Source organism: Brachybacterium sp. GCM10030268 (assembly GCF_042666305.1).
In the GTDB taxonomy this organism is placed as follows: domain Bacteria; phylum Actinomycetota; class Actinomycetes; order Actinomycetales; family Dermabacteraceae; genus Brachybacterium.
Genome location: NZ_JBHTCW010000001.1, coordinates 506,009 through 524,181, shown reverse-complemented (window position 1 = coordinate 524,181; position 18,173 = coordinate 506,009). Strand labels below are relative to the sequence as shown.

Genomic DNA, 18,173 nt, shown 5'->3' with positions numbered 1-18,173 from the left:
AACTGCCCTTCGTGAAGACGGCCGACCTCTTCGAGCGCTCCGCGCAGGACGAGCTGCTGCAGATCCGCAACGACCTGATGACGGTCTACCGCGAGGTCTCCGCGGATGAGGATCGCCTGTTCCCGCTGCGCTTCGCCCGCACCACGCCGCGCCGGCTGCGGCGCGGGCGCACCGGGCAGGCGGTGCGGTCGCGGCTGCCGGAGAGCGGTCACTGGGATCCCTCAGTCGGCGTGGCCGAACCGCAGGTGCCCGTGCTGCTCATCCCCGACGGGCCCGCCCGCGCCTCCGTGCTGCCCTACGACGCGCTGCGCCGCAACCTCGCGGGCCACGGGCTGGACGTGCTCATGATGGAGCACCGGGGAGTGGGGCTCTCCCGCCTGGACGCGACGGGGGAGGACCTGCCGGCCCATGCCATGACGCTGCGGGAGGTGATCCGGGATCTGCTGGCGGTGCTGGACCGGGCCCGCGCGCAGCAGGTCGCCGTCTACGGCACCGGATACGGCGCCTATCTGGCGCAGGCACTGGCCGTGCTCCACCCCGAGCGGGTGCACTCGCTGGTGCTGGACTCGCCCCTGACCAGCGCCGAGGACGAAGCCGTCGCCCAGGCCGCGCTGCGGGACATGTACTGGAACGGCACCGAGCCGGCGACGTCGAGCACGGCGGCGGTCCTGCGGCGACTGGCCGAGGCCGAGACCGTCGACATCCACCGGGCCGGTCCCGTCGTCCTCGCCGTGCACGAGCACGGCGGGCCGTCGGCGGTGCGGGAGCTCGTCGACCTGCTCTCGGTGGGGCGTGGCCGGCTGACCTGGAACAGCGTGCGCCAGGTGCTCAACCAGGGATGGCTGCAGTCCACGCCCTACGTGATGGAGCACGATCTGACCTCGCGGATCTCGCACACCGAGCTGGGCCGCGGATCCCACGCCGACGGAGGTCCTCTGGACGCGCTGATCGTGGACGGGGAGCAGGCCCGAGCCGTGCCGCCGTTCCACGGTGAGGTGCTGGACCTGCATGCTCTGGCCCCCGCGATCACGGCACCCACGCTCGTGATCACGGGAACCCAGGACCTGGTGGCCCCGCCCCGCATCGCCCGGGAGCTGGCGGAGCGGATTCCCGGTGCCGAACTGCTGGAAGTGCGCGGCGCCGGCAACTCGATGCTCGATTCCCGCAGTCAGATCACGCAGATCGCCGCTCGCTGGAGCGCCTGCGGCACGGCGCATCGGCTGCCGGAGTGGGCGGACGAGCTCGCGGCGCTGCCGGCCACGCCGACGGACCAGGCGCTCTCCCGAGGCCTGCAGATCGCGCTGGCCGCCGAGCGGTACTCGCCGTGGCGCCTGCGCGTGGAGTCCGTCCGAGCAAAGCGGGAACAGGCCCACGTCGATCCTCGCGCACGCCGCACGCGCCACGTGAAGATCGACTGATCACCGGCGTTCCGTACCGCATTCCCCCGAATTGTGACCCTCGCGATCAGCAGTCGCCGTTTCTCCGGCGCGACATCAGGCATATCCTTTCCTCACGGAGAACAGCGGGCTCGGCGAATACAGCGACGCGGAAAGCTCCGTCGTGATCAGGAGGGGATCCATGCGAAAGCGAGCCAGGGGCATCCGCAGCGAGGTGCCGCTGCGTACCCGGCCGTGGGCAAGCATCCTCATGGCCACCGGGAGCGTCGCCGCGGTGGGCACGGCGGCAGGTTTCGGCATCGTGGGAATCGGCCCGCTGGCCGCACTCGCCGGCGATACCGAGCAGGTCACCGAGTCCCGCCAGAGCGAGTCCGCGCCGTCCGACGGGGGAGGCGACGTGCCCGTTCCCGCGAGCGTGCCCGCGCCTCCGGAGCCCTCCGCGACGACGACGGAGCCGGCGGAACCGAGCGAGACCCCCGAACCGACCGAGACCGCTGAACAGACCGAGGTCCCCGAGCCCACCGTCGAGGAGACCACCGAGGCGGAGGACGCGCCCACACCGGACCAGCCGGCGGAATCGCCCCGCGAGCAGACTCCGGGAAGCGGAAGCGGCGGCGGAAACGGCGGTGGAAGCGGTGGTGGAAGCGGCGGCGGTGGTGGAGCGCCGAGGCCAGCTCCGCACCCGGAGCCGGCCCCTGACCCCACGCCGAACCCGCCCCCGGCTCAGAGCCCGGATCCGGAGGAGGAGCAGGACCCGCCGAGCGAGGGCCAGGACCCGCCGACCGACGGTGAGGACCTGCCGGGTGACGGTGAGGACCCGCCCGGCGAGGGCGGGGACCAGCCGGACGGTGGCCAGAGTTCTCCGCCGGACGGCGAGGATCCGTCGGACGAGGTATCTACCCCGCCGCAGGACGGGGAGGGCCGGCCGGGCGGAACCGGCTCACCGGTGCCGACCCCCACCTCCACGTCGGCCTCGCCCTCGCGAACCACGGACGCGTAGGGCGCGGACGGCGAGGCACACCTGCCGACTCTCCGATCGCCGACCTACGGCCGGCAGACGACCGTGAAGCCCCCGTCCTCGTATGTCGTCTCGTACTCCGTGCCCCAGCGCTGCTGCGCCCACAGCGCGACGTCCTCGGGCGGGCGACCGTCCCAGGAGAAGGCGTACCGATCACTCAGCACGCAATCGGGAACGCGCTGATTGGGCCCGTGGGTCCACTGCACGTCATGATCCGGGACCGCGTGAGCCATCAGCGTGATGTCGACCGCGAGCACCGCGCCGTCGGGCACTGCCTCGAGCGCTTCGGCGGCCGGTGCGGCGCGCCAAGTGGGCTCCCACTTCTGGGGCCGGAAGATGTCCAGGACCGGCATCGCCCCGGCCAGCACCAGCGTCACCGCGGCCGAGGCGGCGACCGCCGTGATCCGTATACGGCGCACGGGGATCGGTGCATCCTCACGCAGCCAGGCCGTGGCCCGTCCCGTGCGCCTGTCCCCGAGCGCATCCAGCATCGCTGCCAGCGCGATCGGCATCAGGATCGCGTTGTAGTGCCAGTACCAATCCCAGTAGAACTCCACCGTCCCGGTGAACCGCCACGCCAGAGTCGGCAGCATCAGCGCGATCAGCGGGGAGCGAGCCCCGATCAGCCCCGCGGCCAGCAGCAGCATGAGCACCGTCAGCCATTTCATCGGCGGCCAGAACACCTCGAACGGAGAGCCGAGGTTATCGGTGTAGTCGTACTGCCCTGCCGGGTTCAGCAGCGGCAGGATCACGAACGTCGCCATGATGAACCAGCCGGCGCCCCAGCAGACGAGGCCGAGTCCTTCGGTGCGGTGCTCGCGGTGACGCAGGGCGATGATCCCGCCCAGCAGCGCGACGGTCAGCCCCAGATCCTCCTTGACGAAGACCAGCGGCGCGGCCCAGAGGATCGCACCCAGCATCCGTTCGCGCAGCAGTGCGGTCAGCGACAGGGCGAGCAGCGGCACCGCGACGGCGATCTCGTGGAACTGCACCGCGGCCGCCGACTGCAGGCCGAAGGAGAAGACGTACGCCGCGCCCGCGAGCGCACCGAGCGGCGCGCCGAGCCGATCAATGGCCAGGCGCGTCAGAGGGATGGCGGAGAGACCGAACAGCAGGGCCTGGGCCCACAGCAGCGCCTCCCCGGAGGGCCACGCCCACCACACCGGGGCCAGCAGCGCCAGGATCGGATGGAAGTGATCGCCGAGGAGATTCACGTCGTCGCCCTTGATGGGGACGATGGGCGCGCGCAGCTCGCCGTACGCGCGCGCGAGCTGGGTGAAGATCCCCAGATCCCAGGAGCGCGCCACGAGATGGTGGAACTGCTGCGAACCGAGCAGCCCGTAGGCGAGCGTCGCGAGCACGGCCAGCAGCGGCGGGACCAAGCGGCGCGTCCGCTGGTGACCGCGACCGGGGCGCGGCGTGCCCCGCTCCGGCCGGGAGGCGTGGGCGGCGAGGTTCACGGGGGCGAGGGTATACGGCCGGTCCGCGCTCCGCGGATTCCTGGCTGCCACGTCGCCGCCCGCGCGCCCGGAGCGGAGCTCGAGCGCAGGATTCGCTCGGACGGAGACTCTAGTATTCGGTCATGACCACGCTCTCCGGGGGCCGACTGCTCCGCATCTCCGCTGCGGCCGGGGCCGTCGGGGCTCTCGGCCTCATCGAGCATCGCCGCCTGGGGCCGTGGACCCACGCGGCCTATCGCCTCGGGTACGCGGCGACGACCGGCATGATCGTGGCCGATGCCGCCCGCCGGGACCAGCCCCTGTTGGACCCGGTCCGGGACGGCATCGTCACTGGTGGCGTCACCTTGGGGATGATGGGCGCGTTCGAACGGGTCGATGCGGCGATCATCGAGGGGATGCGGGGCGCGGGAGTCCGTCGGGCCCGTCCGCTGCTGGCGGCGCTCGGTGCGGTCGCCACGGTGGCGCTGTACGGGATGTCGAGCGTGGAGGGCCAGAGCCATCGCTGGGGCTCGATCGACGAGATCTTCGACGAGCCGGAACTGGCCGATCTTCCCGGCGAGGCCAGGGCACTCGCGGCGGCGCTGCTGGAGACCCCCGACGACGGGCCGATGCTTCCCGGTGCCCGGACGCTGCGCGACCAGCTCGCCACCGCTCGGAGTGTCGACCCGGGCTATCTCAGCAGCGACATGCAGATCGTGGTCGAGCAGCCCGAGCGGCTCGCCGTGCCCCGGAATCAGACCTGGCCGGTGACCGGGGAGTTCACGCGTGCCGGCATCCGCTTCCTGGTGCGGCTGCAGATCAGCGACGGCATGCTGAGCCTGCTCAGTGTCACCGTGCCGGACGGGGAGCGGCGCGTTCAGCAGGCGCTCGAGCACCTCGCCTCGCCCGGATTCGTCCTGCCCAGCCCCGACGAGCTCACGCTGCGCGTCGAATCCGACCGGCCGGACTGACCTCGCCGGCGACTGCCACGCCGGTCACGCCAGTGAGCAGGCGACGCCGTTGAACCCGTGATTGCAATAGGCACCGGGATTCTTCGCGAGGAACTGCTGATGCTCCGGCTCGGCCGTGTAGTACGTGCCGTCCCCGGCCTCCGCCAGCGGCTTCAGCTCAGTGGTGATGCTCCCGCGGCCGGCGCCGTGGAGCGCCTCCTGGTAGCGCTCCGCGGAGTCGCGCACGAGCTCGCCCTGGGCCTCGGACGTCCAGTACACGGCGCTGCGGTACTCGGTGCCGACGTCGTTGCCCTGGCGGTTCGCCGTGGTCGGGTCGTGCTGCTGCCAGAACTCCGTCAGCAGGGCGCGCAGGGTCTCGTCGCCCCCGGTGTAGATGACGCGGACCGCCTCGGCGTGACCGGTGCGAGCCGAGAAGACCTCCTCGTAGGTGGGGTGGGGCGTGTAGCCGCCGGCGTACCCCGCCGAGGTGGTGTGCACGCCCGGGATCTGCCACGCGATGCGCTCGATGCCCCAGAAGCAGCCGCCGGCCAGGATGATCTCCTCGCTGCCCGCCGGCCACGGGCGCGGGTCCGCGGGGGCATCGGGGCCGAGCATGTCGGTGCCCAGCACGAGATGCTCGCGCTCGAGCCGGTACGGATACGCATCGCGACCCGGGAGAGCATCCTCCGGCGCGACCATGTCCTTCTTGTGCGCATACAGGAGATCCATCATCTGCCACATGCCGTTCACGGTAGCCCTGCGCGGCCGCGCGCGGGAGAGGCCAGGGACGCTTCTCACGGGGAGGGCCGGGCGCGGAAGGATCACCGTGTGCGGGGCAGCACCGTCGCCAGCAGGGCGAGCACGGCCAGGACGCCGGCGACCAGCATCCACGGACCGAACTGGAGCCCGGAGAGCGCCAGCACCACGACTCCGCCCACGACGCTGACAGCGAGGACCGCCGCGAATCCGCGCCCGCCGAGAGACCAGGCCGAGCGCTCGAACACGCCATGCGCGGGCAGCGTGGCAGCCAGCGCGAACGCCGAGTGCGACACCAGCAGAGCGACCCCCACGCCGGCGGCGCGCACCAGCGTCAGCTCGTCCTGGCCCACGAGGGCGAGGATGATGACCAGGGGCGCCAGCAGGCCGATGTCACTGTCCGGATTGACCACCTGGACCAGCACCGACAGGCCGACGCCCAGCGTGACCAGCACCGTGCCGATATGCACGAACAGCCCTCCCGGGAGCGTGAGGACCACAGCGATCGCCATGGCGATCAGCCCGGTCGCCCGGAGGGCCCACTGGCTGCCGCTGACGGTCCACAGCCCCAGCAGCAGGGTGGCCACCGGATCCAGCATTCTGCCCAGGCGCATCATGACCTCCTCATCCGTGGCGCCGAGCGCGCGGCGGACAACGACAGCAGCACCGGCGCGAGCGAGGAGGGGCCCTCCCAGGCCGTCACCGGAACCCCGGCCTCGCGCAGCTCGCGCACCGTCTTCTGTCGCAGCATCCGCCGCAGGGCCCACGCCTCGGGCCAGAAGCGATCGGAGATCCTGCCGTCCGTGCGCATCGGCTTGCCCCGCAGCACCGAGACGTCCCCGATGCTGGGCGGGAGGGTGTCCACGACGATCACGTCGGCCCCGTGCGCGACGAGCGTGCCGATCTGCGTCACGGCATCGGGGCTCAGCAGCGGCGAGCAGACGACCGTGAGCGTTCCGGGGCGCACTGTGTGCAGGCGGCGCGAGGGACGGGTGCGGCCGTCGGCCCGTCCGGCGCGCGAGAGGGCGTCGGTCAGCACGCGCAGCTGGCGCGGCCCCGTCCCGGCACGGACCGGCCCGATGAGATGGCCGATGTCGAACACGGCGACGCGGTCACCGGTGGTGAGGTAGTGGCGCGCGATCGCCGAGGTGGCGCGCACGGTCATGTCCAGGCTGGTGGGCGCCTCCTCGCCGGCCCATGGGGCGGGCGGGATGTCGGCGATGGTGTCGGTGACGATGAGGACGTCGGTGTCCTGCTCGGTGAACGTGGCATTGGTATGCAGCTGCCCGGTGCGGCTGGTGACGCGCCAGTTGATCCGGTGCAGACGGTCCCCGGGCCGGAACGCCCGCACCTCGGCGAGGGCGGTGCCATCGCCGCGCCGGCGGGAGAGGTGCATGCCGCTGATCCCGATGGGCGTGGCGACCTCCGTCGGCGCGTCGAGCACCGTCGAGGACGGCACCACCTGCACCTCCAGCGGCGGCAGCTGCTGCTGGGCGCGGAAGGCGCCGAACGCATCGGTGGCCAGCACGTGTATCGGGCCCACGCGGACGCGTCCCCAGCGCTGCGCGCTGACCCGCAGGCGCAGGGATCCGTCGCCGGCCACGGAGCCGTGCCGTGGTCCGTACACGACGTGGGGCTGCATCGGGACGGTCGCCGCGGTGAGCACGCCGGGAGCGGTCGTCATCGACACCGCGGCGGTTCCGCCCTCCTCGAGCGAGCGACGGTTCGCCGACGCCTCGGGGGCTGCGACTCCGTGCTCCTCGCCCCGGGCGATGCGCCGCGCGAGGGCCACCAGCGCCCACGCCAGCAGCGGCAGCCCGGCGAGGATCAGCAGCGGCCGGCCGATCAGCACCGCCAGGCCCACCGCGGTGCAGCCGACCACGGCGGCCCGCACCAGGGCGGCCGTCGGCCGGGTGCGGACCAGCGGGAGCCGGGGTTCGTGGTTCTCCGCCGGCTGATCTCGCCGGACACCCCTGCGCCCCGTGCCGGTCCCGGCGCTCACGTCGGCCTGCCGACGGGGTCGACGGCCGCGGGGACCGGCACCTGGCCGAGCACGGCCTCGACCACGCCGGCACCGGTCGCGTTCTGCAGCCACAGCTCGGGCTTGACCGTCACGCGGTGATCCAGCGCGGGATGGGCGAGGGCCTTGATGTCCTCGGGCACCACGAAGGTCCGCCCGCGGATCACCGCGAGTGCGCGGGCGCAGGTGATCAGGGCGAGCGTGCCGCGGGGCGAGGCCCCGACCAGGGCATGCTGATGGGTGCGGGTGGCGGCGACCAGCTCGACCGCGTAGTGGCCCACCGAGTCCTCGACGTGGACGTTCTCGACCGCTGCCTGCACGCCCAGCAGCCCGGCGCCGTCGAGCACCTCGGCGACCGTCTGCTCCTCCCGCCGCCGGTCCAACCGGCGGGAGACGACGTCCCATTCCTGCTCAGCGGTCGGATATCCGAAGGACAGCCGCAGCAGAAACCGGTCCAGCTGCGCCTCCGGCAGCGGATAGGTGCCCTCGTGCTCGATCGGGTTGGCGGTGGCCAGCACGTGGAAGGGCTGTGGCAGGGGGCGGGTGGTGCCCTCGACGGAGACCTGGCGCTCCTGCATCGCCTCCAGCAGCGCCGACTGCGTCTTCGGGGGCGTGCGGTTGATCTCGTCGGCCAGCAGCAGGCCGGTGAACACCGGTCCGGGGCGGAACACGAACTCTCCGGTGCGCTGGTCGAACACCTCCGCGCCGGTGAGGTCGGCCGGCAGCAGGTCGGGGGTGAACTGGGCGCGGGTGAAGGGCAGCCCCAGTGCCTGGGCGAAGGAGCGTGCCGCGAGGGTCTTGCCGAGGCCGGGCAGGTCCTCGAGCAGCACGTGGCCACCGGCGAGGATGCCGGTCAGCACCAGTTCGAGGGATTCGCGCTTGCCGACCACCGCGGTGGCGACGGCGTCAAGCACGGCCTGGGCGGCGGCCGTGGCCTCGGAGGCGTTCATGGGGGTGGGGTCGGTCATCGGTCCCTCTCCTCGCCGTCGGCGAGCTCTCGGAGATAGCGGTGCAGGGCGCGCCGGTCGATGGGGCCGACGGGGTGGCTCTGCGGGTCGGGGTGGCGGGCGTCGGCGATCAGCCGGCGCAGGCCGGAGCTCAGCGGCGGGGCATCCGGGTCGCGGACGCGCTCGTCGGCGATGTCCCCGAGCACGCGGGCCAGGCCGCGGGAGGTCATGCGGCGATTCGGCTGGGCGCCGTGGATGAGGTCCTCGAGGCGGCGCACTCGCATGTCCTGGGCGTCGGGGAGGATGTAGCCGGTCTCGAGATCCAGCTCGGGGGTGTACAGCGGCTCCGCGCGGGCGATCCCGACGTGGAAGAGCCACCACAGGACGCCGGCGGCCAGGCCCAGGGCGATCGGGATCGGCACGGGGATGAGGAGCCCGGCCAGGGCGCAGAGCCCGAGGGCCGCGAACGTCCCCAGGAGGGCGACGGCGACCCGCCAGAGCAGCGGCAGCAGCGGACGGATCGCGGCGATCATGGCGATCGCCTCTCGGTCGGCGCGTCGAGATCGGCGGTGAGGCGGTCCAGGAGGGTCAGGGCCTCGTCGCGGTCGCTCTCGACCAGCGGTGTGGGGTCGAACAATGCCCGCCGGTACAGCTGGGAGAGGCGGTCCAGGGATGAGCGGTCCAGCTCCAGCGTGCCCAGCACTGCGACGACGAACTCGAGCGTGGTCTGGGAGGGACTGCGGCGCACGCCCGCCTCGGCGATCGCCCGTTCCAGCGCGAGCCAGGCGGCGATCACGGCATCGTGGGCGTCGACGACCGTGGACAGCTGGGCTCGCGCATCCTCGAATGCCGCCTGCGCCTGCGCGGCGGTCAGCTCGTCCTCGTCGGCGTCGGCGGCGACGGCCGGGGTGGGACGCGCCAGCTTCCGCATCCGCAGCAGCAGCCACACCGCCAGCGCGGCCACGAGAGCGCCGAGCACCCAGAGGGCGATCGCGATCCCGGTGGGGCTCCCGTCGGACTGCGGCGGCGCGGCCGGCTCGCTCAGGCTGGGCAGGTCGGGCTGCGAGGGCTCCCTCTCGCGCAGAGGCGGCTCGAACTCCGGCTGGGTGCGACCGACGAACGTGGGGCCGGAGCCGCGGTCCGCGGCAGCCCCGAGGGTCGCCAGACCCACCCCGCCCAGCGCGGCGACCAGCAGCAGGAGCGCCACGACCCGTCGGCTCACGGCAGCGGATCCGGTGACGGCGGGGACGGCGAGCCGTGCGGAGAGGCGATCACGATAGCCTGCTCACCGGCGATGCGGGTGAGGATCAGGGTCGCGGATTCGTTGCCGAAGCGGCGGGGGCGCAGCTTGCGGCGCAGCTCGTCGGGCTCCACGGCAGTGCCGCGCTTCTTGATCTCCAGGACGCCGAGATGGTGCTCGCGCAGGTAGGAGATGAGGCGTTTGAGGCCGAACGGCATCACGTCCCGCACCGAGTAGCCGCGGGCGAAGGGGGTGTCGATCCGGCGGTCACCGGTGAGGTAGGCGATGGTCGGATCCACGGTGTGGGCGTCCAGGTCGGCCGCGAGACGCCCGATGAGCCCGGCACGGATGACGGCGCCGTCGGGCTCGTAGAGATGATCGCCGAGCGGGCCGGAGCCCGGGTCCGCGGTGGCGTCGGGTCCGTGATCGAGCCGGTGCGCCCCGTCCCGGTCGATCAGCACGGCCGACGAGGTGACGCCGGGGCGCGCCAGCGGACCGAACCAGGCGGTGGCCTCGAGGACCTGGCCGTGGAAGGAGAGCCACTGCACCTCGGTCTCGGCTGGCAGGTCGTCGCGATCGATGCCGGGGCCGAGCTTCGCCCCCAGGGGTCCGAACTCGTCGCCGCGACCGAGCCGGCGGGCGAGGTCGATCACCGTCGACAGCGGCGGCTCGTACTCCTCGGGATCGTGCAGACGGCGGGTGCCTCCGCGGGCCGGGGCACGGCGGCCCGGGTCCAGCCAGATGGCCTCGGTGTCGGTCGGGTCGTGGCCCTCGGCGCGGCCGAGGTTCACGGTGGCGGTGGGAAAGGGGCGCAGGTTCATGGTGGCCACGGCGACCGCGAGCGGGTCGCGGTCCACGGCGCGGACCTCGAGGCCGAGACCGGCGAGGACCATCGCGTCGCCTCCGATGCCGCAGCCGAGATCGGCGACGGAGGAGATCCCGGCGCGCTGGAAGCGCTCGGCGTGCATGGCCGCGACCGGCAGTCGGGTGGCCTGTTCGAGGCCGTGCGGGGTGAACAGCATCGAGGAGGCGAACTCCCCGAACTTGTCGACCGCCTTGGCGCGCAGCCGCGCCTGGGTCATCACGGCCGAGACGAGCTCCGCGGAGTACCCGGCCTCGCGAAGGCGTGCGCCCTGGCGGAGGGCATCCTGCTCCCGGTACGGCGGCAGAGAGTTCAGCAGTGCCCATCCGGCGGGCTGGAGGACAGGCTCGAGCGCCTGGACCGCGGCGTCAGCGTCGTCGGGGGAGGGCGGAACCATGCCGACCAGGCTACCTGGTGGGCATGTGTCCCGGGTCACCGGGCCGGCGGTCGAGGATCCCTCGCCCTGCCGGGCACCCCGCGGAACAGCCTCAGGCCGACGTGTCGAGCACGAGCTTGCCGCGGGTGTGGCCGTCCTCGAGGAGGCGATGGGCCTCGGCGATCTCACTCAGCGGCAGCACCTGGGAGACCTCGAGCGGATAGTTGCCGGCGCGGATGCCCTGGACCAGGCGGTCCAGCCGGTCGCGGCCGGTCTTGATCTGCGGCACCCGTGCTTCCACACCCTTCTCGTGCGCGGGGGTGAGGTCGGCCAGGGTGGGCAGAGCGACCGCGAGCCCGCCCTCGGCCAGGTGGTCCAGGCTGGGCTCGAACGTCGAGTGGTAGTGCGTATCGAGGACGACGTCGACCCCGCGGCCGCCGGTCTCCTGACGGATCTGGGCCTCCCAGTCCTCGGCGTCGTAGGCGATGGGCGTCGCGCCCAGCTCGCGGATCCGCTCGGCGTTCGCCGCCCGTCCGGTGGCCCAGACCCGCTCGGCGCCGGCCTCCAGCACCATCGGTATCAGCAGCTGGCCGACGCCGCCGCTGCCACCGTGGACGAGCACCGTCTGGCCCGGCTGGATCTGCGCGGTGTCGTGGACGGAGGCGATGGCCGTCAGGCCGGCCAGAGCGAGGCCGGCCCAGCGGGGCAGGTCCTCGTCGGGGACCTCGTCCGGGATGGGGGCGAGCTCGTCGGCGCCGATCGCGATGACCTCGGCGGCCACTCCCCGGAGGTCGCCGGGTGCACGCATCCCGAACACGCGGGTGCCGGGGGAGAGGCCCCGGGACCCGAGTTCGGCATCATCGAGGCCCGAACCCGCGAGCATCACCGTGCCGGCCATCTCGCGACCGGTGCCCGCCGGCAGCTCCAGCTCCTTCGCCTTGCCGGAGGAGCCGTCGCGCAGCTTGTAGTCCAGCGGGTTCAGCCCCACGTAGGCCACGCGCACGAGCACCTCGTCGGGCCCGGGCTGGGGGCTCGGGGCGTCCGTGTGCAGGGTCAGGACCTCGGGGCCGCCGAAGCGGTCGAATCGGATCTCGCGCATGGATCCATCATGCACCCACGGGCGGGCCGGTGGCAGGATGCGGCGCCGGGCTGTGGACGGCCTCGGGGCCCCGAAGCCGGGGACCGTGGGATGATCGCGGGCGAGCACTGCCAGCAGGCCGCGATGCCGGCCCCGATCCGATCTCGGCCTGACTGCGTGTCCCGGCCCGGTCACGTCCCACCCGAGCGGGGGACCCCGAGCACGAGACGGAGCACCCCGAGGAGAACCATGTCCGCTGACCGCATCGACCCGTGGCGGTGGCGCGCCTCGCTGATCGAAGCAGCGGCCGGGCGCCTGCGGCCGGTGCGCACCGGTGAGCCGATCCCGCTTGCCGAATCCAGCGGGCGCCGACTCGCGGAACCGGTCCGGGCGCCGGAGGATCTCCCGGCGGTCGCCGAATCGGCGATGGACGGTTTCGCCGTGCACGCGAGCGATCTGGCCGACGGAGAGGCCGTCCAGCTGCCCGTGATCGCCGATCTGCCGGCCACCGCGACGCGGCCGGGGGCGGCGGAGCCCCACGTGCCGACCGGTACCGCCGCCCGGATCATGACCGGCGCGCCCATCCCGGCGGGAGCCGATTCCGTCGTCGAGATCGAACGGACCGACGCGGAACCCGCCGGCCAGGCTCCGACCACCGTTCGCATTGCTCCGCCGGACGAAATGCGCCCGGGTCGCCATGTGCGCGGACCGGGCGAGGAGGTCGCCCGCGATTGCGTGCTGGCCGAAGCCGGCGACGTCGTCGGCCCCGGTCTCGTCGGTCTCGCCGCGACTCTGGGCCTCGCGACCCTGACGGTGCAGCCGCGGTTGCGGGTGGGCGTGCTGGTCACCGGTGACGAGGTCGTCGACGGCCGGCACGGCGTGCCGGAACCCGGTGGGATCCGCGACTCCAACGGTCTGATGCTCGCCGCCGCGGTCGCTGAGCTCGGCCACACAGCGCGCACACTCCGCAGCGGTGACGCTCGAGCGCAGTTCCAGCGCGCGCTGGAGCGGGCCGCGGAGGATTCGGACCTGGTGATCACGACAGGTGGCATCGGCTACGGCGCCTATGACGTGGTCAAGGCGACGCTGGGACCGGGTGGTCGAGGCACCTCACACTTCGCCCACCTCGCCCTGCGCCCCGGCGGACCGCAGGGGTTCGGCACCGGTCCTGGAGGCGTGCCTGTGATCCACCTGCCCGGCACCCCGGTCGGAGCCCTCGTCGGATTCCACCTGTTCGCGCGGCCTCTGCTGGCCGGGGAGGCCGGCATCGCCCGAGCCCGTCTCGCCGCCGCAGCGGAGGGAGCACGGCCACGCACGTCAGGGAAGGGGTCGAACCGCGTGGCGCGGGCCGAGCCGACAGCCAGGACGTTGCATGCGTTGCCGGGACGCCTGAGCCAGAAGGACGGTGAGGCCTGGGTCGAACTCTTACCGGGGCGTCGACTGCTGCCCTTCGCGCGTGCCGACGCTCTGGTGCTGCTGGAGCTCGCCGCCGGAGCGGAGCTGCCGGAGGGCGACCACGTTCGTGTCATGCGCCTCGCGGCCGGCTCACCGGCCGCGTTCGCTTGACACCTCGAGCTGGCGGTCGCGCGCGTCAGCCTGTTGCCGGGACATCTCGCGGCGCGATCGACGGCGATCGACGAAGGTCCGTGTCCAGGAGGCGATCATGACCACGCCGGAGCCGAGCGCCAGTCCGAGTGTCAGGGCGGCCAGCCATGCGCTGTAGAGCCATCCGGCCACCGGGACGAGGGCGAGGGCGAGCAGCCCGATAGGCCACGGGCCGATGCTCTTCCTGCCGAGGAGGTCGGCCCCGGCGACGGCGGCGAGGACGCCCAGTGCCAGGGTGAGGAGGTGCAGGAAGGTCACGATTCGAGCATAACCGGCTGTCAATTGGTGCCTGGCGGCCCGGTTGAGGCACTTTTGCCGGGTCCCGGGGCGCTATCGTGTCCGGGGTGCGAACCGGGTGAGACCCGGAGCACATCGACAGGCCCAGGGTGGGGAACCCTCACCGAGCCACACAGATGTGGTCGGCGTCCCGTGATGATCCCGGGTCGTAGCGGGCCCGCCTCGACGCGGACTCCCGGTCACGAAGTACTGCAGGACGCGACCCTGCAGGTACGGAGAGGAAGACAGAGGATATGCCGGACAGCTTGCCCAGGAGACAGCGTGATTAGGTTCGTCTCGATCCGGGTGCTCACGTACGCGATCCTCGCTTTCGTCGCCACCAGCTTCGCCTACCTGCTGGCCGCCTCCCTCATGCATCCGGAGGAAGTGCTGTACCCGCCGGCGGCGACCGAACCGGTCCCGTACGAGAGTGCTCAGCTCTATCTCAACGCGCGCAACGTCAATCCCGACACCCCTCTGTTCGAGCGCTACGCCACCTGGCTCGGGGGATTGGTCCGTGGTGATCTCGGCGTGACCACCGGGACCAACAAGGCCATGGTTCCGGTGGTCGACGAACTGGCCAACAGGATCCCGATCAGCCTCCGGCTCGTGCTGCTCGGCACCATCATCGGGACCGTCGTCGGCGTCGTGCTCGGCATGATTGCCGCGGTCCGTCGCGACTCCCTCGACGACCGCGCCTCCACTCTGCTGGCCTTCTTCGTCCTGTCCCTGCCCACCCCCGTGATCATCCTGATCGTGCAACAGGCCAACCAGGCGATCATGGACAGCACCGGCTGGGGCCTGCCGGCGATCAACCCGGTCAACCCGCTGCTCGAGCCCGGGTCCTGGGAGTCGATCCGCTACCAGGTCAAAGCACTGGTGATGCCGACGATCGTCCTGGCCGTGACCGCTGCCGCCTCGTACTCGCGATACATGAAGGTCACCACGTTGGACGTCCTCGGCAGCGACTACCTCCGCACCGCCCGGGCAAAGGGGCTCACCCGCGGGCGTGCGATGACCCGGCACGGGCTGCGCATGGCGCTGATCCCGATGGGGCAGTACTTCGCCTTCGCCGTGGGGGCCGCGTTCTCGGGGTCCCTGTTCGTCGAGCTGATGTTCAACTGGCAGGGCATCGGCCGCTTCGCGATCTCCTCCATCGGGATGGCCGACGTCAACGGCACGGCCGGGGTCGTGCTCTACACGGCCATCCTGACGCTGCTCTCCGCGACGCTCGCTGACATCCTGCAGGGCGCGCTCGACCCGAGGATCCGGTGAGACCATGACGAACTCCCACGACATCCGCTCGAGCGACGACGCCGCGCAGCTTCGAGAAAGCACCGAGCCCGACGCCAACCTGGTCCTCGAGTCGGGATCGCAGGACGCCGCTGCGCCCGCGGACCAGCCGACCGCGGACCCGTTCGAGTCGATGAGCCGCGGGGTGCTCCTGCGCCGCCGCTTCCTGCGCAGTCCCAGTGCCTGGATCGGGATGATCTCGTTCGCGCTGCTGGTGCTGCTCGCGATCTTCGGCCCGATGCTCTATCAGTACGGGCCGTTCGAGCGCGACCTCCGCAACGCCCTGACGGGTCCGAGCGCCTACCACTGGTTCGGCGTCAACGAGAACGGCCTGGACATCTTCGCGCGCACCCTCCAGGGCCTGCGCCTCTCGCTCGTGATCGGAATCGGCACCGCCCTGCTGACCTCCCTGCTCGCGCTCGTCGTCGGCGTCGTCGCCGGCTACGTCAGCAGCAAGTCCACATGGGGCGCACTCGCCGACGGCGGGCTCGTCAACCTGATCAACCTGTTCCTGGTGATCCCCTCCCTGCTGCTGCTCATGCTGTTCAGCCCCGTGCTCCAGCAGGCGACCTGGTTGTGGATGATCCCGCTCCTGGCCGGCTTCGCCTGGATGCTCACCGCCCGCGTCCTGCGCGCGATGACCCAGCAGCTGGTGCGCACCGAGTATGTCCAGGCGTCGCGCTTCATGGGCGTCAACCCGATCATCACGATGACACGGCACATCATTCCCAACATCGCCAGCTGGATCATCATCGACACCACGCTCGGCGTGAGCGCCGCGATCCTCGGGGAGACCGGGCTGTCGTTCATCGGCTTCGGCATCCAGTACCCGCAGGTCTCGCTGGGCACGGTGCTGCAGGACTACAACATCTCCGCGCCCTACACCTGGATGCCGCCGGCGGCGATCCTCGCGGTGCTCGTCATCTCCATCAACCTCATGGGTGAAGCTCTCCGCGACGCCCTCGACCCGACCAGCGGCTCCAGCCGACTCTGAGGGGAAGCCGAATGACCGAACCCATCCTGTCCGTGCAAGACCTCAGCGTCTCCTTCCCCTCCGAGTACGGGACGGTGCGCGCCGTCCAGGAGCTCAGCTATGAGGTCCGTCCGGGCGAGGCGCTCGCCATCGTCGGCGAGTCCGGTTCCGGCAAGTCCGTGAGCTCGCTGGCGGTGATGGGCCTGCTGCCGCGCACGGCGAGCGTGAGCGGTGAGATCGACCTGCTGGGCCGCAAGGTATTCACCATGGACGATCGTGAGCTCTCCGCGCTGCGGGGCAACACGATCTCCATGGTGTTCCAGGACCCGCTGTCGGCCCTGACCCCGGTGTATCAGGTCGGACGCCAGATCGCCGAGGTCGTACGCATCCATCACCCCGAACGCTCGAAGGCGCAGGCGGATCGACGTGCGGTCGAGCTTCTCCACGCCGTGGGCATTCCGGAGCCGGAACGGCGCGCACAGCAGTACCCGCACGAGTTCTCCGGAGGGATGAGACAGCGGGCGATGATCGCCATGGCGATCGCCAACGAGCCCGAACTGATCATCGCCGATGAACCGACCACGGCTCTGGACGTCACCATCCAGGCACAGGTGCTGGACCTGCTCAAGTCTGCCCAGGAGCTCCTCGGCGCCGCGACCGTGCTGATCACCCATGACATGGGCGTGGTCGCTGGATTCGCCGATCGGGTCCTGGTCATGAAGGAATCGAAAATGGTCGAGACCGGCCCGGTCGACGACATCTTCTACCGGCCGCAGGAGGAGTACACGCGCAGCCTGCTCGCGGCGGTGCCCCGGGCCGATCTGGCCGAGTCCGAAGGCACCAAGAGCGTCGCGGGGTCAGCGCTGCGCCAGGTCGCCGAGCGCGCCGCGAGCTCCGAGGACCGCGGGCCGCGCGAGGCGCGACCGGCCGTGCTCGAGGTCGAGGAGCTGCAGCGGATCTACCCGATCACCAAGGGGGCACTGGTCCGCCGGAAGGTGGGCGAACAGCGCGCCGTCGACGGCATCTCCTTCGATATCCGTGAGGGCGAGTGCCTCGCCCTGGTGGGTGAGTCAGGGTGCGGCAAGACGACCACCCTCATGGAGATCATGCAACTGAGAACTCCGCAGCAGGGCGTCATACGCATCGGGGGCAAGGAGACCGGCGCCCTGACCCGCAAGGAGCGCGCTGCGCTGCGTTCCGAGGTCACGATCGTCTTTCAGGACCCGATGGCAGCACTGGACCCGCGCATGCCGATCAGCGACATCCTCAAGGAGCCGATGCGGGTCCAGGGATACAGCAAACAGCGCATGGACGAGCGGGTGGACTGGCTGCTGAAGATGGTCGGCCTGCTTCCCGAGCACGCGGCGCGATTCCCCACGGAGTTCTCCGGGGGCCAGCGCCAGCGGGTCGGCGTGGCACGAGCCCTGGCCTGCGATCCGAAACTGATCGTGCTCGATGAGCCCACGTCCGCCCTCGATGTCACGGTGCAGGCCGGCGTGCTCGCCATGCTCGCCGATCTCAAAGCGCGCCTCGGGGTGAGCTTCTTGTTCGTCTCCCACGATCTCTCCGTTGTACGCCACATCTCCGATCGCGTCGCGGTCATGCAGAAAGGGAAGATCGTTGAACTCGGGGACACCGAGGACGTCTTTACCGATCCCCAGCACGAGTACAGTCGAGAACTTCTCGCGGCGGTTCCGATTCCGGACCCGGAGATCGCGCGCGCTCGGCGTCGGGACGTGATAGATCATTCCATCTTCGGTGGCGACAAAGGAGTCTCCTCGGGGGTCGGTACGGCCCCCTGACCAGCACAGAAGGAAACCGGAGCAGACGGCACCAGAGGGTGCCGTCCCCTTTTCCTGCCTGCGCAGAAATGCGTGTGGAGCATGCCCGGATACCGTGTGTTGCGAATGAGTAACAGCGTCAACGATCGGCCGTGTCGTAGA

General features: G+C 71.5%; 17 protein-coding genes. 7 read left to right on the top strand and 10 right to left on the bottom strand.

All coding sequences use genetic code 11. The annotated features are described in order from the left end of the window. Positions 1–11 precede the first annotated feature (11 nt). Both ACFQRD_RS02405 and ACFQRD_RS02400 read left to right on the top strand, forming a co-directional pair. Positions 12–1,418: an alpha/beta fold hydrolase gene (locus ACFQRD_RS02405; RefSeq protein WP_377803444.1), complete on the top strand. Its 1,407-nt coding sequence runs from the start codon at positions 12–14 to the stop codon at positions 1,416–1,418. Between the two features lie 160 nt (positions 1,419–1,578). After that, the gene (locus tag ACFQRD_RS02400) at positions 1,579–2,397 is read left to right on the top strand and encodes a hypothetical protein (protein ID WP_377803443.1); all 819 of its coding nucleotides are present in this window, start codon (positions 1,579–1,581) and stop codon (positions 2,395–2,397) included. Positions 2,398–2,441: 44 nt separating this feature from the next. Here the strand turns inward: ACFQRD_RS02400 and ACFQRD_RS02395 are convergent, their stop codons facing one another. Continuing rightward, positions 2,442–3,875 (bottom strand): DUF2079 domain-containing protein, encoded by a 1,434-nt coding sequence (locus ACFQRD_RS02395; RefSeq protein WP_377803442.1) that lies wholly within the window; start codon positions 3,873–3,875, stop codon positions 2,442–2,444. A 122-nt stretch (positions 3,876–3,997) separates the two neighbouring features. On the opposite strand from ACFQRD_RS02395, the gene ACFQRD_RS02390 reads away from it, so the two are divergent. Then, positions 3,998–4,825: a hypothetical protein gene (locus ACFQRD_RS02390; RefSeq protein ID WP_377803441.1), complete on the top strand. Its 828-nt coding sequence runs from the start codon at positions 3,998–4,000 to the stop codon at positions 4,823–4,825. 24 nt (positions 4,826–4,849) lie between these two features. Here ACFQRD_RS02390 and msrA read toward each other — a convergent pair whose 3' ends face one another. From msrA to ACFQRD_RS02350, 8 genes are all read right to left on the bottom strand, one after another. Next, positions 4,850–5,545: a peptide-methionine (S)-S-oxide reductase MsrA gene (msrA, locus tag ACFQRD_RS02385; RefSeq protein WP_377803440.1), complete on the bottom strand. Its 696-nt coding sequence runs from the start codon at positions 5,543–5,545 to the stop codon at positions 4,850–4,852. A gap of 80 nt (positions 5,546–5,625) precedes the next feature. Then, positions 5,626–6,174 carry a hypothetical protein gene (locus ACFQRD_RS02380; protein WP_377016241.1) on the bottom strand — a complete coding sequence of 183 codons (549 nt, stop codon included), beginning with the start codon at positions 6,172–6,174 and terminating at the stop codon, positions 5,626–5,628. Then, a complete protein-coding gene (locus tag ACFQRD_RS02375) occupies positions 6,174–7,562 on the bottom strand; it encodes a DUF58 domain-containing protein (protein WP_377803439.1) in 1,389 nt (462 codons plus the stop codon). The genes ACFQRD_RS02380 and ACFQRD_RS02375 overlap by 1 nt, the downstream gene beginning before the upstream one ends. Beyond that, positions 7,559–8,548: an AAA family ATPase gene (locus ACFQRD_RS02370; RefSeq protein WP_377803438.1), complete on the bottom strand. Its 990-nt coding sequence runs from the start codon at positions 8,546–8,548 to the stop codon at positions 7,559–7,561. The genes ACFQRD_RS02375 and ACFQRD_RS02370 overlap by 4 nt, the downstream gene beginning before the upstream one ends. Then, positions 8,545–9,060: a hypothetical protein gene (locus tag ACFQRD_RS02365; RefSeq protein WP_377803437.1), complete on the bottom strand. Its 516-nt coding sequence runs from the start codon at positions 9,058–9,060 to the stop codon at positions 8,545–8,547. Before ACFQRD_RS02365 ends, ACFQRD_RS02370 begins: the two co-directional genes overlap by 4 nt. Continuing rightward, on the bottom strand, positions 9,057–9,749 hold the full coding sequence (locus tag ACFQRD_RS02360; protein ID WP_377803436.1) for a DUF4129 domain-containing protein: 693 nt from the start codon (positions 9,747–9,749) through the stop codon (positions 9,057–9,059). The genes ACFQRD_RS02365 and ACFQRD_RS02360 overlap by 4 nt, the downstream gene beginning before the upstream one ends. Further along, a complete protein-coding gene (locus tag ACFQRD_RS02355) occupies positions 9,746–11,026 on the bottom strand; it encodes an SAM-dependent methyltransferase (RefSeq protein WP_377803435.1) in 1,281 nt (426 codons plus the stop codon). Before ACFQRD_RS02355 ends, ACFQRD_RS02360 begins: the two co-directional genes overlap by 4 nt. Before the next feature lie 91 nt (positions 11,027–11,117). Then, positions 11,118–12,104: an NADP-dependent oxidoreductase gene (locus ACFQRD_RS02350; protein WP_377803434.1), complete on the bottom strand. Its 987-nt coding sequence runs from the start codon at positions 12,102–12,104 to the stop codon at positions 11,118–11,120. Positions 12,105–12,332: 228 nt separating this feature from the next. Between ACFQRD_RS02350 and glp the strand changes: the two genes are divergently transcribed. Then, positions 12,333–13,649: a gephyrin-like molybdotransferase Glp gene (gene glp, locus ACFQRD_RS02345; RefSeq protein WP_377803433.1), complete on the top strand. Its 1,317-nt coding sequence runs from the start codon at positions 12,333–12,335 to the stop codon at positions 13,647–13,649. On the opposite strand, the gene ACFQRD_RS02340 is transcribed toward glp, so the two are convergent. Then, on the bottom strand, positions 13,629–13,946 hold the full coding sequence (locus tag ACFQRD_RS02340) for a hypothetical protein (RefSeq protein WP_377803432.1): 318 nt from the start codon (positions 13,944–13,946) through the stop codon (positions 13,629–13,631). The genes glp and ACFQRD_RS02340 overlap by 21 nt on opposite strands. 300 nt (positions 13,947–14,246) lie before the next feature. On the opposite strand from ACFQRD_RS02340, the gene ACFQRD_RS02335 reads away from it, so the two are divergent. From ACFQRD_RS02335 to ACFQRD_RS02325, 3 genes are read left to right on the top strand one after another with little or no spacing between them, the layout of a single operon-like run. Further along, positions 14,247–15,239: an ABC transporter permease gene (locus tag ACFQRD_RS02335; protein WP_377803431.1), complete on the top strand. Its 993-nt coding sequence runs from the start codon at positions 14,247–14,249 to the stop codon at positions 15,237–15,239. A 4-nt stretch (positions 15,240–15,243) separates the two neighbouring features. Further along, the gene (locus ACFQRD_RS02330) at positions 15,244–16,251 is read left to right on the top strand and encodes an ABC transporter permease (RefSeq protein WP_377803430.1); all 1,008 of its coding nucleotides are present in this window, start codon (positions 15,244–15,246) and stop codon (positions 16,249–16,251) included. Between the two features lie 11 nt (positions 16,252–16,262). Beyond that, on the top strand, positions 16,263–18,032 hold the full coding sequence (locus ACFQRD_RS02325) for an ABC transporter ATP-binding protein (RefSeq protein WP_377803429.1): 1,770 nt from the start codon (positions 16,263–16,265) through the stop codon (positions 18,030–18,032). Positions 18,033–18,173: the final 141 nt, after the last annotated feature.

Bases quoted from the DNA above. Each gene is read 5' to 3' on its own strand.
- glp (WP_377803433.1), top strand. From the start codon at position 12,333: ATGTCCGCTGACCGCATCGACCCGTGGCGGTGGCGCGCCTCGCTGATC.
- ACFQRD_RS02330 (WP_377803430.1), top strand. From the start codon at position 15,244: ATGACGAACTCCCACGACATCCGCTCGAGCGACGACGCCGCGCAGCTT.
- ACFQRD_RS02365 (WP_377803437.1), bottom strand. From the start codon at position 9,060: ATGATCGCCGCGATCCGTCCGCTGCTGCCGCTGCTCTGGCGGGTCGCC.
- msrA (WP_377803440.1), bottom strand. From the start codon at position 5,545: ATGTGGCAGATGATGGATCTCCTGTATGCGCACAAGAAGGACATGGTC.
- ACFQRD_RS02380 (WP_377016241.1), bottom strand. From the start codon at position 6,174: ATGCGCCTGGGCAGAATGCTGGATCCGGTGGCCACCCTGCTGCTGGGG.
- ACFQRD_RS02390 (WP_377803441.1), top strand. From the start codon at position 3,998: ATGACCACGCTCTCCGGGGGCCGACTGCTCCGCATCTCCGCTGCGGCC.
- ACFQRD_RS02325 (WP_377803429.1), top strand. From the start codon at position 16,263: ATGACCGAACCCATCCTGTCCGTGCAAGACCTCAGCGTCTCCTTCCCC.
- ACFQRD_RS02370 (WP_377803438.1), bottom strand. From the start codon at position 8,548: ATGACCGACCCCACCCCCATGAACGCCTCCGAGGCCACGGCCGCCGCC.
- ACFQRD_RS02355 (WP_377803435.1), bottom strand. From the start codon at position 11,026: ATGGTTCCGCCCTCCCCCGACGACGCTGACGCCGCGGTCCAGGCGCTC.
- ACFQRD_RS02350 (WP_377803434.1), bottom strand. From the start codon at position 12,104: ATGCGCGAGATCCGATTCGACCGCTTCGGCGGCCCCGAGGTCCTGACC.
- ACFQRD_RS02400 (WP_377803443.1), top strand. From the start codon at position 1,579: ATGCGAAAGCGAGCCAGGGGCATCCGCAGCGAGGTGCCGCTGCGTACC.